General features: G+C 66.1%; 10 protein-coding genes. 7 read left to right on the top strand and 3 right to left on the bottom strand.

Going from position 1 to position 13113, the window contains the following annotated elements; all coding sequences use genetic code 11:
- The first annotated feature begins 101 nt into the window (after positions 1 to 101).
- The 7 genes from SSO01S_RS00950 to SSO01S_RS00980 are packed head-to-tail and all read left to right on the top strand — an operon-like array spanning position 102 to position 9778.
- Positions 102 to 2570 (top strand): pyruvate formate lyase family protein, encoded by a 2469-nt coding sequence (locus SSO01S_RS00950; protein WP_066793786.1) that lies wholly within the window; start codon positions 102 to 104, stop codon positions 2568 to 2570.
- Positions 2554 to 3840: a spinster family MFS transporter gene (locus SSO01S_RS00955; protein ID WP_083942755.1), complete on the top strand. Its 1287-nt coding sequence runs from the start codon at positions 2554 to 2556 to the stop codon at positions 3838 to 3840. The genes SSO01S_RS00950 and SSO01S_RS00955 overlap by 17 nt, the downstream gene beginning before the upstream one ends.
- A 36-nt stretch (positions 3841 to 3876) precedes the next feature.
- Positions 3877 to 6165: a TonB-dependent receptor gene (locus SSO01S_RS00960; RefSeq protein WP_083942756.1), complete on the top strand. Its 2289-nt coding sequence runs from the start codon at positions 3877 to 3879 to the stop codon at positions 6163 to 6165.
- The gene (locus SSO01S_RS00965) at positions 6165 to 7154 is read left to right on the top strand and encodes an aldo/keto reductase (protein ID WP_066793792.1); all 990 of its coding nucleotides are present in this window, start codon (positions 6165 to 6167) and stop codon (positions 7152 to 7154) included. Before SSO01S_RS00960 ends, SSO01S_RS00965 begins: the two co-directional genes overlap by 1 nt.
- A gap of 7 nt (positions 7155 to 7161) precedes the next feature.
- The gene (locus SSO01S_RS00970; RefSeq protein ID WP_066794243.1) at positions 7162 to 8145 is read left to right on the top strand and encodes an aldo/keto reductase; all 984 of its coding nucleotides are present in this window, start codon (positions 7162 to 7164) and stop codon (positions 8143 to 8145) included.
- Positions 8132 to 8860, top strand: coding sequence for an SDR family NAD(P)-dependent oxidoreductase (locus SSO01S_RS00975; RefSeq protein WP_066793795.1), 729 nt, complete (start codon positions 8132 to 8134; stop codon positions 8858 to 8860). Before SSO01S_RS00970 ends, SSO01S_RS00975 begins: the two co-directional genes overlap by 14 nt.
- Positions 8861 to 8905: 45 nt before the next feature.
- Positions 8906 to 9778 (top strand): alpha/beta fold hydrolase, encoded by an 873-nt coding sequence (locus tag SSO01S_RS00980; RefSeq protein ID WP_066793798.1) that lies wholly within the window; start codon positions 8906 to 8908, stop codon positions 9776 to 9778.
- Between the two features lie 4 nt (positions 9779 to 9782).
- On the opposite strand, the gene SSO01S_RS00985 is transcribed toward SSO01S_RS00980, so the two are convergent.
- The 3 genes from SSO01S_RS00985 to SSO01S_RS00995 are packed head-to-tail and all read right to left on the bottom strand — an operon-like array spanning position 9783 to position 13110.
- Entirely contained in the window at positions 9783 to 10991 is a 1209-nt protein-coding gene (locus SSO01S_RS00985; RefSeq protein WP_066793801.1) for a CaiB/BaiF CoA transferase family protein, read from the bottom strand.
- Complete coding sequence (locus SSO01S_RS00990) at positions 10988 to 12226, bottom strand: CoA transferase (protein WP_066793804.1); 1239 nt, start codon at positions 12224 to 12226, stop codon at positions 10988 to 10990. Before SSO01S_RS00990 ends, SSO01S_RS00985 begins: the two co-directional genes overlap by 4 nt.
- Positions 12223 to 13110 (bottom strand): maleylpyruvate isomerase family mycothiol-dependent enzyme, encoded by an 888-nt coding sequence (locus SSO01S_RS00995; RefSeq protein WP_066793813.1) that lies wholly within the window; start codon positions 13108 to 13110, stop codon positions 12223 to 12225. Before SSO01S_RS00995 ends, SSO01S_RS00990 begins: the two co-directional genes overlap by 4 nt.
- Between the last annotated feature and the right edge of the window lie 3 nt (positions 13111 to 13113).

Below are 13113 nucleotides of genomic sequence, written 5' to 3' on the forward strand. Positions count from 1 at the left end.
GCGAATGACGATCATCGGAAGATTGCATTACCCTAATGGCGAAAGCCAAATTAGCTCTGCGATAGAACAAATGCCGAAGTGGCATGGGTAGAGGATCGCGAATGGGCTTGTTGGTGCCGCCTGAAGTACGTGATGAATCGGCTGCCGCCGGGATGCGGGAGCGCATCGCCCGGCTTTTCGCGGCGCAGGAGGGTGGGCGCGCCGCCCGCTATCCCGTCAGCATCGTCAAATCCCGCCTGATGACCGCTTCGTTCCGCGCGACCGAGGGCGATCCGCAGGTGCTGCGCATCGCGCATGCGCTGGCAGCGGTGCTCGATCAGGTTCCCGTGTTCATCGAACGCGACGACCTGCTTGCCGGCAATCTGGCGAGCGTGCCGGGCGGCGTCGAACTGAGCAGCGTCTGGGCACCGTGGAGCGAGGAGGAACTCGATGCGCTGTGCGCCGCGGGCTTCGCGGTGCGCCCCGAGGACCGCGCCGAGATCGCCGAGATCAACGATTATTGGCGCACGCGCTCGCTGACTTCGCGGATGACCTCGCGCTATGACGAGCAGCGGCTCTGGCCCTATGCGCAGCTTGGCGTGGTCCTGCCCGCTTTCCGCAGCAAGGAAGAGGGCTGGGGCCCCGGCGGAATGATCGGCTGCGGGTGGGGCATTCATCACGAGATCAGCCAGATCATCGGCGTGTTCGATTATGGCCGTGTGCTGCGCGAGGGGCTGACTAGCCTGATCGCCGAGGCGCGCGAGAAGCTGGCCGATGTCAGGCTGATGTCTGCCGACGAGGTGGCGCGCGCCGAACTGCTGCAGGCGATGGTGATTTCGCTCGAAGCGATCGTGCGCTTTGCGGGCCGCCTGGCCGACGCAGCCGACGCAGCGGCAGAGGCCGAGGAAGATCCTGCGCGGCGCGAAGAGCTTCGCGCGCTGGCGAGCATGTGCCGCCACGTGCCGCTCAACCCTGCGCGCACCTATCATGAAGCGCTTCAGTCGCTGTGGATCATGTGGCTGGTGATCCTGCCGGCCGGCATCCTTTCCTTTTCGCGGCTGGATCAGTTGCTGGGCGACTATTACGACGCGGACCTGGCGGCGGGGCGCATCGATCACGATCGTGCGCTGGAGCTGATGCAGTGGCTGCGGATCAAGGATTCGCAGATCGTGATCACGTCCGGCCAGACGCATCGCAGCAAATATGGCGGGCTGGCCAAATGGCATAATTGCAACGTTGGCGGGCAGAAGCCCGACGGCAGCGATGCCACCAACGCCGTTTCCTTCCTGCTGCTGGAAGCGGCGCGGACCTGCCCGACCCCGCATCCGACGCTGACAATGCGCATCCATGACGGGACGCCCGATGCGCTGTTGGACGCCGCGCTCGAACTGATCGGGACGGGCATTGGGCTTCCCGCTTTCGTGGGCGACAATTCGGTGATCGAGTTCCTGACGCGCGAAGGCATCGGGATCGAAAAGGCGCGCGATTACGGCCTGGCTGGGTGCCTGGGCATCAACGTGATCGGGCAATCGCGCACGGTGGCCTGGCCGATGTTCGTGGCGCCGCGCGTGCTGAAATTTGCGCTGCATGGCGGCGTGGACCCCGAAACCGGCAAGCAGGTGGGTCCCAAGACGCCCCGGCTCGACGAATGCGCGGATTTCGCGGAGTTCGAGGCGGCGTTCCGCACCCAGCTTTCGCACTTCATCGCGCTCCAGGCCGAATTCAACAATATCACCATCCAGAGCTATGGCGAGCGTTTCCCCCAGCCGGTGGAATCCGCGCTGATGGATGGCGGGATCGGCGCGACCAAGAACATCCTAGGCCGCACCCTGCCGCTGGAGAACGGATCGGCGGTCAATCCGATCGGGCTGGTCAACGTTTCCGATTCGCTGGTGGCGATCCGGAAGCGCGTGTTTGAAGAGGGTGCGATCGGGGCTGGCGAGCTGCTCAACCACCTAGCTGCGAACTGGCAGGGTGAGGCGGGGCAGGCGGTGCGCGAGCTAATGCTGTCGGCGCCGAAATACGGCAATGACGACGCCGAGGCCGACGCCGCCGTGGTGGAGCTGTACCGCTTCTGTGCGGAGACCATCACCAAGCTCACCAGCACCTATGGCGGCAACCAGAAGGCGGCTTCGATCACCATCGGCACGTGCATCATGCCCGGCGGCAAGGCCAGCGGCGCAACGCCCGATGGCCGATACCAGGAAGAGGGGCTGGCCGACGAATCGCTGACCCCGATGCGCAATCGCGACAAGCGGGGGCTGAGCGCCCTGATCAACAGCGTGCTCAAGATCGACCAGGCGGCGTGGCAGGCATTGTCGCTCGACCTGCGCCTGTCGCCCGAGCTGTTCGCAACCGCAGAGAAGCGCGCCGAAGTTGCCGCAGTCGTCCGCGATTATTTCGAACGTGGCGGCAAGCATATTCAGTTCAACGTGGTTTCGTCGGAGCTGCTACTCGCGGCGCAGCGCGACCCGGAAAGCCATAAGGACCTGATCGTCCGGATTGGCGGGTGCAGCGCCTATTTCACCCAGCTCGCGGCGGAAACGCAGGACGAGATCATCCATAGGACCGAATATGCAAGCCTCGATTAAAGCGCCGGTGGCGCCTGTCAGCAGGCAGGCCTGGCTGACACTGTTCCTGCTCTATTTGCTGAACACCATGCTGGTGCTCGACAAGATCGTGTTCACGGTCCTGATGGAGCCGCTCAAGAACGAGTTCGACCTTTCGGACCTTCAGCTCGGGCTGGTCACCGGCGCTGGCTATGCCGTGTTTTTCGGTCTCGCCAGCATCCCGTTCGGCATCCTGGCGGACCGATATAACCGCCGTAATCTGGCGGCGTCGTGCCTGACGTTCTGGTCGGCGATGACGGCGTTGTGCGGCGCGGCGACGACCTTCCCCGCGCTGCTCGCCGCCCGTCTTGGCGTTGGCGTGGGCGAGGCAGGCGGCGGCCCCGCTTCGCTTTCGATGATCTCCGACCTGTTCGAGCATCGCCGCCGCGCGACCGCGATGGCGATCTTCTCGCTCGGATCGCCTACTGCGGCGCTGATCAACCTGACGATGAACACCAAGGTGGCGCACGATTATGGCTGGCGCACCGCACTCTATGCCAATTGCGTGATCGGGCTGGTTCTCGCGTTCGTCATCTGGCTGGCGGTGAAGGAGCCCAAGCGTGCGCCGCTTCCGGCGGATGCGAGCGGGAAGAGCGGCACCACGCTCAAGGCGACGCTGAAGCACATCTGGGCGACGCCTTCGCTGCGCATGATGATCTGTGGCGGCGCGATCGCCTATACGGTGGTTGCGGGCATGAGCGCCTTCAACTTCTCGTACCTGGTACGCGTGCACAAGGTGGACCTGCACGAAGTGGGTCCGGTGCTTGGCATCGCAATCTCGGTGGCGGGCGTGATCGGGCTGTTCACCAGCGGGCGCCTGGCCGACGTGCTGGCGCGGCGCGACGAGCGCTGGCGGGCCTGGGTTCCGGCGATCACGACGCTCGCTTCGATCCCGTTCGGCATGGGCGCCTTCCTTACGTCCAGCTGGACCGTCGCGGTGCTCTGCACGGCCGGACTGGCAGCTACCGTCACGCTGTGGCTGGCGCCGGGCTATGCGCTTACCCAGAGCCTCGCGCCCGAGCGGATGCGCGGCAAGATCGGCGCGATCCTGTTCCTGCTCGCCAATCTGGTGGGCTTCGGCATCGGGCCGCCCGTCGTGGGCATGCTCAGCGACCTTTACGCATCGAATGGTTTTGCAGTGCCCCTGCGTTGGGCTCTTATCACCGGGCTTTTCGTCAATTCGATCTCGGCACTGCTGTTCCTCCTCGCGGCCCGCACGGTCCGTGAGGATCTCAAACGCGCGAACGTTTGACCGCGCGAATAATAACAACCGTTGGGGAGAAGAAGAATGAAGAAAGAAGGTATTACAGCTGTTTCACTAGCAGCCATCGCGCTGGCGATGGCGGCACCCGCATATGCCCAGGACGCCGCAGTGGCTCCGGACGCACCGGCATCGGCGCAGGAGTTCGACAGCGAGGACATCATCGTCACGGCACAGCGCCGCGAAGAACGCCTGCAGGATACGCCGATCTCGGTCGTCGCGATCTCGGGTGAATCGCTGGCCGAACGCGGCGTGGTGAACCTCAAGACGATCACCAACTTCATGCCGAACGTAGAGTTCACGAACACCAACCGTCCCGGCGCCGGCGGCGCGGCTTATGCCGCCTGGATCCGCGGCGTCGGCACGGGCGACTATGCGTTCCCGACCGATCCGGGCGTGGGCATCTATATCGACGGCGTCTATCTCGCCCGTACGCTCGGCGGCCTGCTGAGCGTCGCGGATATCGAGCGCATCGAAGTGCTGCGCGGCCCGCAGGGCACGCTCTATGGCCGCAACACGATCGGCGGCGCGATCAACGTGCTGACGACCACGCCGAAGCTGAGCGGCGACGTGGAAGGCCGCATCACCGGCCGCTATGGCTCCTATGGCCGCGCCGACATCATCACCACGGTCAACCTGCCGGTGATCGAGGACAAGCTGGGCATCAAGCTTTCGGCCAGCTATTTCAGCATGGACGGCTTCGCCAAGCGCGTCTTCACTGGCGAGAAGCTGAACGGCGAAGACCGGCTGGTCCTGCGCGGCGGCGCGCTTTGGCAGATCGCACCCGACCTGACGCTCGACGTCCGCGCCGACTATAGCAAGCAGCGCAACCTGGGTTCGGTCGCGCAGGCGGCGTCGGTTCTGCCCGGCGCGCTTCCGGCGAACCTGGTGCGCTTCAACACGATCGCGGCGCCGGTGCAGAATGCGCAGCTCGGCCTGGCGGCCGGGACGACCTATCCGCACTTCTTCACGCATCCGGGTTCGTACAACACCTCCAGCGCCAGCCCGCTGCAGGACGATTACGACATCGGCGGCGGCGCGGCGACGCTGACCTATTCGCCTTCCGACGCGATTACGATCAAGTCGATCACGGCGCTGCGCGCGCTGCGCACGCACATCCAGACGGACGGCGACCAGAGCCCGTACACGATCTCGCACACCGCGGAGAAGATCAACGACCGCCAGTTCAGCCAGGAGCTGCAGTTCGGCGGCAAGCTGGGCAGCCTGCGCTACCTGGTCGGGGGCTTCTATTTCAACGAGACCGGCCGCTCGCGGAAGGACAGCCTGAACTTCCACGGCGTGTACCAGATCACCGGCACCGCGTCGGACGCGCGTGATACCTACACGTACCAGCGCTACCTCGCAAAGTCGTATGCGGCGTTCGCGCAGTTCGACCTGGAACTGCTGCCGAACCTCGAAGCGTCGCTCGGTGCGCGCTACAACCACGACAAGAAGTCGTTCACCGTGCTGGTGACGCTGCCCGAGCGCGGGAACGTCGTCCAGACGCCGTTGCAGACCCGGACCGCCGAGTGGAACTCGTTCACGCCGAAGGTTGGCCTGAACTGGAAGCCGAGCCAGGACGTGATGCTCTACGGAAGCTACTCGACGGGCTTCAAGAGCGGCGGCTTCGGCAACCCCACCGCGACCATGGCTTCGCCGATCTACAATCCGGAAAAGCTGTCGACCTTCGAACTGGGCACCAAGACCCAGTTCTGGGATCGCCGCGTGACGTTTAACCTGGCGGGCTTCGTGTCGCGCTGGAAGGACATCCAGCTCAACGTGATCGTCCCCGGCCCGACCGGCGGCGTGGTCAACCTGACCTCGAACGGCGGCACGGCCGAGCTGTACGGCTTCGAAGCCGAACTGGCAGCACGCCTGGGCGACGTCCGCTTCAACCTCGGCGCGGGCTATACGCACAACCGCTTCGTTGGACTGGCGGCAGGCGCGATTACGGCGGGCATCACCTACGGCACCAAGCTGCCGCACGTGCCGGAATGGTCGTTCACCCCCGGCATCCAGTATGAAAAGGAGACGAGCGTCGGCCGCTTCATGATCCGCAGCGATCTGAGCTATCGCAGCGATCAGTTCCTCACGATCGGCGATACGATCTCGCTGGAGAAGGGCTACGCGCTGCTCAGCGCGCGCGCCAGCTTCTCCCCGGCGGGCATGCCCAACCTGGAGATCGGCGTGGAAGGCACCAACCTGACCAACCATCGCTATCTGGTTTATCACCAGAAGGGCTCGATCTTCGGCATCGAGATCACCCAGCCGGGCGATCCGCGGCTTGTGGCTGGCACGGTCACGCTCCGCTTCTGATGCTGTACCGCACGATCAGCCCCGATCTGCCGCCGGTCTCCCGGTTGTCACTCGGATCGTGGAACACGTTCTCGCGCGTTTCCCGGTCCGAGCTGACGGGGCTGCTCGCGCGGGCCTTCGACCTCGGCATCAACCTCCTCGACGTCGGCTATTATTGGGACAAGCCCGACACCGAGGAGGCGGTTGCCGCGGCGCTGGCGGATATCGGGCGACCGCGCGATTCCTACCTGATCGCCCAGAAGCTCTGGCTGTGGGAATATCCGCATGAGAGCTTCAGCGATCAGCTGGATCGCTCGCTCGTCAAGCTGGGCCATGACCATGTCGACATGGTCCTGGTCTCGCGCCCCACTGAGGGGCTGGAGTTCGAAGCGTTCATCGGCGAAGTCGTCGCGCTGGTGAAGGCTGGCAAGGCGCGGGCATGGGGGGTGACCAATTTCACGCCCGAACAAGCCCGCGCAGCGCTGTCGCTGGCCGATGCCAAGGGCTGGCCGGCGCCCGCGATGCTGCAGATGCAGTATAATGTGATGCGGCGTGGCGTGGTCGAAGGGCCGGGCTATGCCGAGTTGTTTGCCGAAGGGCGCATCGGGCTGTGCGCCGCGCACATGCTGGAAGGCGGCATATTGGGCGGCCACCTGGAGCGCGACCGCGTCGATCCGCCGGATTATGCGGCGGGGGTGAAGCCGGTCGAGCGCAATATCGCGCGCGATTCCGGGGGCATTCGCGAAGAGATACGGGCACGGCAGCCCATGCTTGCCGAGATCGCGGCGGGCTTCGGCGCGAGCGCGGCGCAACTGGCGCTGGCCTTTACCCTGTCGCACCCGAACCTGGCGACCGGCCTGGTCGGCGCGACGCGGATCGAGGATGTCGAGGAAAATGCGGGCGCGCTTGCGCTGCTCGACCGTGCCGACGAAGTTCGTGCAGCCGTCGACGCCCTTCAGATCGAAGGCGTGGCGCATCCCAAATTGTTCAATCCACACAACGACATCTAAGGGAATGATGGAGCAGGTTCGCCTGGGCCGCTCAGAGCTGAGCGTGCCGCCGCTGATATTGGGTACGGCGACGTTCGGGGACCCGTCGGCGGCAGCCTGGAACATGGGAGGCGAGGCCGTCTGGCCGCTGATCCGGCATGCCTATGACAAGGGCATCAATTCGTTCGACACGGGGGCGACCTATGGACGCGGCCTGGCCGAGGCGCGGCTGGGTGATGCGCTGGCCCGTCTGGGAAAGCGCGACCAGGTGACGGTGACGACAAAGGTCTATTTTCCGACCGGGGACGGCCCCGAAGATCGCGGGCTTTCGCGCAAGCACATGTTGTCGTCGCTCGATACCAGCCTGAGGCGGCTGCGCACCGACTATGTCGACGTGCTGATGATCCATCGCTGGGATGCCGAAACCCCGATAGAGGAAACGCTGGAGGCGCTCGACGAGATCGTCCGGAGCGGCCGCGCACGCCATATCGGCGCATCGTCGATGTCTGCATGGCGGATGATGAAGGCGCTGGGCATGCAGCGGGCAGGCGGCCTTGCGTCGTTCGTGGTTATGCAGGGCCTCTATAACCTGCTGTACCGCGAGGAAGAGCGCGAGATGATCCCGCTCTGCGAGGAGGAAGGCGTGGGCTACACCGCCTGGTCGCCGCTCGCGCGGGGCTATCTGGCGGGACCGCAGGCCGACGCCACGCGGCTGACCCACGATCGGTTTGCAAGCGAGCGCTTCGAGGCGGAGCTGGATGCGCCGGTGCTTGCTACGCTGGACGAGGTGGTGGCGGAAACGGGCCTGTCCCATGCAACCGTGGCGCTGGCATGGCTGCGTGCGCGCGGCGCCGTATCCGTGATTGGTGCGACCTCGCCCGAACAGATCGACGTTGCGCTGGCCGCGGTGCAGACCAAGCTGGACGAAGCGACCGTTGGCCGCCTGGAAGCGCAATACCGGCCGCATCCCGTGGCTGGCTTCAATCCAAGGGAAGAACGTGCAGCCGTTTGAGGGACAGATCGCCGCCGTCACGGGCGCAGGTTCGGGAATTGGCGCTGCGACGGCGCGGAAATTGTCGCGGCTGGGCGCGCGCGTCGTATTGCTCGATATTGACGGGGAGTCCGCGAACCGTGTCGCGGCGGACTGCGACAGGGCCATCGTGCGGAAGCTCGATATCACCGATGCGGCGGCGGTATCGGCGGCCTTTCGCGAAATCGCCGACGAGGCCGGCGGACTGCATATGCTGGTCAACAATGCCGGCGGCGGGGCGGGGGCGAAGCTGCTCGATCTTAACGAGGCGCATTGGCGCCGGCTGGTGGCGCTCAACCTGGACGGGGCATTTCACTGCCTTTCCGCCGCTGCGCCGCTGATCGCCGCGCAGGAGAAGGGCGGGGCGATCGTCAACGTCGCATCGCTGGCGGCGCGGCACGTATCCCCGCTCGGTGGTGCCGGTTATTCGGCAGCCAAAGCGGGTGTTGTGGCACTTTCGCGGCAGGCGGCGTTCGAGCTCGCGGGTTCCAGGGTTCGGGTGAACACGGTGTTGCCGGGGCCGGTGCGCACTGCGCTGACCGAGGGTTCGGTGCGCCTCGATATTCAGTTTCCGCTGGGCCGCTGGGTGGAAGCGGAGGATGTGGCGGAAGCGATTTGCTTCCTGCTCGGGCCAGGCGCGGCTATGTGCACGGGCGCGGAGTTGGTGGTCGATGGCGGCGTGTCGCTACGGCTTTAGAGTCGGTTTCCGCGCGGTTTGATTGAAACGCCTTTGGGAAGCAGAATGAACGGACAGCTATGCGAAGTGGCACCGGCGTGGTTCGACGCGGCGGTGGCGCACGCGCCGGAGCGCACGCGGTTTGAAAGCGCAGGCGCGGAGATCGAGCTGCTCACCTGGGGCGAGCGCGGAAGGCCCGGCGTGCTGCTGCTGCACGGCAATGGCGCGCATGCCGATTGGTGGCGCTGGACCGCGCCGCTGCTGGCGCGAGACCGCCGGGTGGCCGCCATTTCGCTTTCCGGCATGGGCGGCTCTGCGCGCCGCGACCAGTATAGCGTCGCGCATTATGCGGGCGAGGCGCGCGACGCGATCGACGCCGCCGGGCTGGCGGAATCGGGCGCTGCGCCCTTTATCGTAGGGCATTCGTTCGGTGGGGTGCCGGCAGCGGCATGCACGGCGCGCTATCCGGACGCAGTAAGCGGGCTTGTGCTCGTCGATACGTTCGCGATCGCCAAGCCACGGCCGCCGCAGCCCGAAAAGGATGGCATGCCCGTCTATGCCAGCCGCGAGGAAGCGATGGCGCGGTTCCGGCTGATGCCGCGGCAGGAAGCGCCCCCTTATGTGACGCGCTTCATTGCCGAGCATTCGCTGATGCCGGCACCGGGCGGCTGGACATGGCGCTTCGATCCGAAGATCTGGCGCCAGCTCGATATTTCGAGCTTCAGCGAGGCGCTATCGTCAGTCACGCGGCCGATGGCCTGCCTATATGGCGAGCATTCGGTACTGGGCGACGCCGAGCAGCGCGCGGCGATGCGCAGGCTCGCACCCGCAGCGTTCCAGGTGGAGATACCGGACGCCGCGCATCACATCATGGCGGATCAGCCGCTGGCTCTGGTCGCGGCGCTGCGGGCGATACTTGCGGGCTGGGACGCCCGCTAGGGGCTCACCGCAATATGCCTGCCGCGTCGAGCTCCGCCACGCGCGAGGCTTCGTAGCCGAGCAGATCCTGCAGCACGAAATCGCGGTCGCGATTGAAATGCGGCGCGGTGCGCGGGTAGCGGGCCGGGGTTTCGGACAAAGTGTAGCGGCTCGCGTCGAACACGCTTTCGCCCCCCAGCGGGTGCGGCAGGGTCACGAAATGACCGCGCGCCTGAAGCTGGGGATCGGCCAACATGTCCTCGCTCGACGAGGCGCGGTGGGCGGGGATGCCAAGGCCCTGCAACTCGGCCTCGATTTCTGCGGCGCTGCGGCCTGCGGTCCAGCCCGCGACGATGGATTCGAGGCGGTCCTCATCCTGCTTGCGGCCCGCCAGCGTTGCGAAGCGCGCGTCGGTGGCGTCTCCGCCGATCAGCCCCGCGAGCGTTTCCCATTCAGCATCGTCGCGCGCAACGATCGCGATCCATTCGTCCTCGCCGCTGCAGCGGAACACGCCGTGCGGGGCGAAGCTGGCGTCGCGATTGCCGTTGGCACCCGGATATTCGCCCGTCGCCGCGCCGTGCGCGATCTGGGGGGCGAGGAACTGGACGCCCGATTCCGCCTGTGCGATGTCGATCCAGCAACCTTCGCCGGTGCGGCGGCGCTGATCGAGCGCGGCAAGAAGCGCGACCAGCCCGAAGCGCGGGCCGACATAATCGGTATAGGGTCCATAGGGGCCGATCGGCAGCGCGTCGGGCGAGCCGACGATTGTCTGAAACCCGGCGACCGCAGCGCCCATATTCCCATAGCCGCCGAAGTTCGCATAAGGGCCGGTCTGGCCCATCAGCGAGGAGCTGAGGCCGATCAGCCGGGGGTTGATCGCGTGCAACCGGTCTGGCGCCATGCCCCAGCGGGCAAGCTGGCCGGGGGCGAAGCTTTCTACCAGCACGTCCGCCCAGCGCACCAGATCCTCCAGCACCGCCTGTCCGCCTTCGCTGCGCAGGTCGATCGAGATGCCGAACTTTCCGGCATTATAGGTGCCGAACAGCGCCGAGCGATTGGGATCGGCGAAACCATCGGGGAAGGGCCCCATGAAGCGCGCGGTTTCGATCCGGGTCGAGGATTCGACGCGGACAACGGTGGCGCCATAATCGGCGAGCGACCGCCCGATTGCGGGGCCGGCGACCACCCAGGCGAGATCGAGCACTTTCAGCCCGGCGAGCGCGTTCGCCGTCATGCGTCAATTTCCTGCGTATTGCTAAGTTGAGCGAGGATCTCGGCGGTGTCCGCGCCGAGCTGCGGGGCGGGGGATGCCTGGGCGAACATGTCGTCCGGGCCGTGCGCGAAGGCCCAGGGGATGGTGCGCGTGCAATCGCCCTCGGTGACGGTCTGGAAGGCGCCGCGCGCGATCAACTGCTCGCTGGCCAGCAGATCGCCCACATCGTTGATCGGCGAGGCGAGGAGCTTGCGCGCCAGTGCTTCGGTCTGGATCTCGACCTTGGTCTTGTCCGCAAGGAAGCGCGCGACTGCGCCGCGCGCGAATTCGAGCGACTCCTCGTTCAATTCTCCTGATTCAAGTCGCTTGGGCAAGGTCACCCAGTTCCAGTCGTCGAGCTCGGCGGGGAGGGCGTTTGCCTCGCGCATCCATGCGAACAGGTTGTTGGTGCGCTCGCCGGTCGCCGGGCCCATTCCGAGATGCATCTCGACCAGGCCATCGCGCACCACCCATTTCGAGCGGCGCGTGCGCGATCCGCTGCCGGACAGATCGAGCTTGGCCTTGGTGCCCGGCGTCTGCGGCGGATTGAGGACGCTGAAGCCTGCATGGCCCACCGCCGCCGCGAGATGCGAGCCGATCGTTGCCTGGGTCACGCTTTGCTGGACCGAGATGTCGACATGCTGGCCCCGGCCGCTCGTCACCCGGGCGAGATGCGCGATGAGCGCGCCCGCAGCCGCGTCCGCGGCGGCGTGGAGATAGGCCTGGGGCACGCTGATCCGCAGCGGCACCCCATTATTGTCGCGATTGGGATGCAGCGGGCCGCCCGCCGCCCAGAGGATCAGCTCGGCATCGGCGAAGTGGCGCTTCGGCCCGTCCGAGCCGAACGGCGTGATCGAGACGTGGATCAGGTCGGGCCGCGCCGCGCGAAGCTGCTCACGGCTCAGGTCCAACGAGTCGAGATAGCCCGGCGTTTCGCTCTCGATCAGGAAATCGGCGGTTGCGACCAGCGCGAGGAAGCGTTCGCGGTTCCCTGCGTCGGCCAGGTCAAGCACCACGCTCTTCTTGCCGGCGGCGAATGCTGACCAGTAGCAGGAACGCCCCTCGGCATCGAAAGGGGCGGTGCGACGTCCGCGATTGCCATGCGGCGGTTCGACCTGGATCACCTCGGCGCCCAGGCGGGCGAGCATGCTGCCCGCGAGCAGGCCGCGCTCGTCGGTAAGGTCGATCACGCGATAGGGTGACAGCCAGCCATTCATGCGGCGGAGGGTCCTTCAGGTTCGGAGAGCAGATCGGTGCGGAGACGGGCGGCGGCAACCCGCTCCCCCGGGGCGGGCGGCAGGTGCGGCGGGCCGGCGAAGCATTGTGCAATCGCCATCCAATCCTGCGCGACCGCCCCGGTGACAGAGAGCCCGGTATCGGCGATATTGCGCACCTGCGTGATGACGCGGCAGAACTCCACGGCGGAACCACTGACGACATCGTCCTGGTTGTCAGCATGGAAAACCCATTCGGTGCCCGATGGCGCAGCGAGCCGAACCTGGGGCGCGCGTTCGGGCAGCAGCATGCCCCGATTGCGGAAGGTGAAGCTGAACGTATTGACCCCGAGGATCGCCACAGCTTCGATCCCGTCGGTTTCGCAGCGGTCCACGCCGACCAGATCATAGATCGCCTGACCGTGCGCCCATTGCTCCATCAGCCGCGCCGACAAAAGCGAGCGTGCGCTCATCGAGACGCCCGCCCAGGGCACGCGCTCTGCCAGATCGACGGTGAGGAACAGATCTACTGTGCGCGCGAGATTATCGAACCAGGCATCGACCAGCACCGGACCGGCGGCATGATTGGCGAAGGCCTGTTCCCGCGCGCGCCGCTCTTCGGCAGACAGGTCACGCGCGCCGCGCATCATCGCCTCAAGCGCCTGTGGGTCGGTGATCGAGAGCCGTGCGGCCTCATTTCCGCGCAGCAGATGGCGAAGGATATCGTTGGCGGTCCAGCCCTTAAACCCGGTGGGTTCGGTGAAGGCCGCAGGGGTGAGCCGGTCGAGCAAGGTTCGTAGCTGGACCGCATCTGCGAGCAGATCCAGCGCGCCGCGATTGCTCGCGCGGACCTCGCCTAGTGACTCCTGTCTCGCAGTCTCGGCCAACCT

The organism is Sphingomonas soli NBRC 100801, assembly GCF_001591025.1.
Lineage (GTDB): Bacteria > Pseudomonadota > Alphaproteobacteria > Sphingomonadales > Sphingomonadaceae > Sphingomonas > Sphingomonas soli.

Bases quoted from the DNA above. Each gene is read 5' to 3' on its own strand.
- SSO01S_RS00985 (WP_066793801.1), bottom strand. From the start codon at position 10,991: ATGACGGCGAACGCGCTCGCCGGGCTGAAAGTGCTCGATCTCGCCTGG.
- SSO01S_RS00980 (WP_066793798.1), top strand. From the start codon at position 8,906: ATGAACGGACAGCTATGCGAAGTGGCACCGGCGTGGTTCGACGCGGCG.
- SSO01S_RS00965 (WP_066793792.1), top strand. From the start codon at position 6,165: ATGCTGTACCGCACGATCAGCCCCGATCTGCCGCCGGTCTCCCGGTTG.
- SSO01S_RS00950 (WP_066793786.1), top strand. From the start codon at position 102: ATGGGCTTGTTGGTGCCGCCTGAAGTACGTGATGAATCGGCTGCCGCC.
- SSO01S_RS00955 (WP_083942755.1), top strand. From the start codon at position 2,554: ATGCAAGCCTCGATTAAAGCGCCGGTGGCGCCTGTCAGCAGGCAGGCC.
- SSO01S_RS00970 (WP_066794243.1), top strand. From the start codon at position 7,162: ATGGAGCAGGTTCGCCTGGGCCGCTCAGAGCTGAGCGTGCCGCCGCTG.
- SSO01S_RS00990 (WP_066793804.1), bottom strand. From the start codon at position 12,226: ATGAATGGCTGGCTGTCACCCTATCGCGTGATCGACCTTACCGACGAG.
- SSO01S_RS00960 (WP_083942756.1), top strand. From the start codon at position 3,877: ATGAAGAAAGAAGGTATTACAGCTGTTTCACTAGCAGCCATCGCGCTG.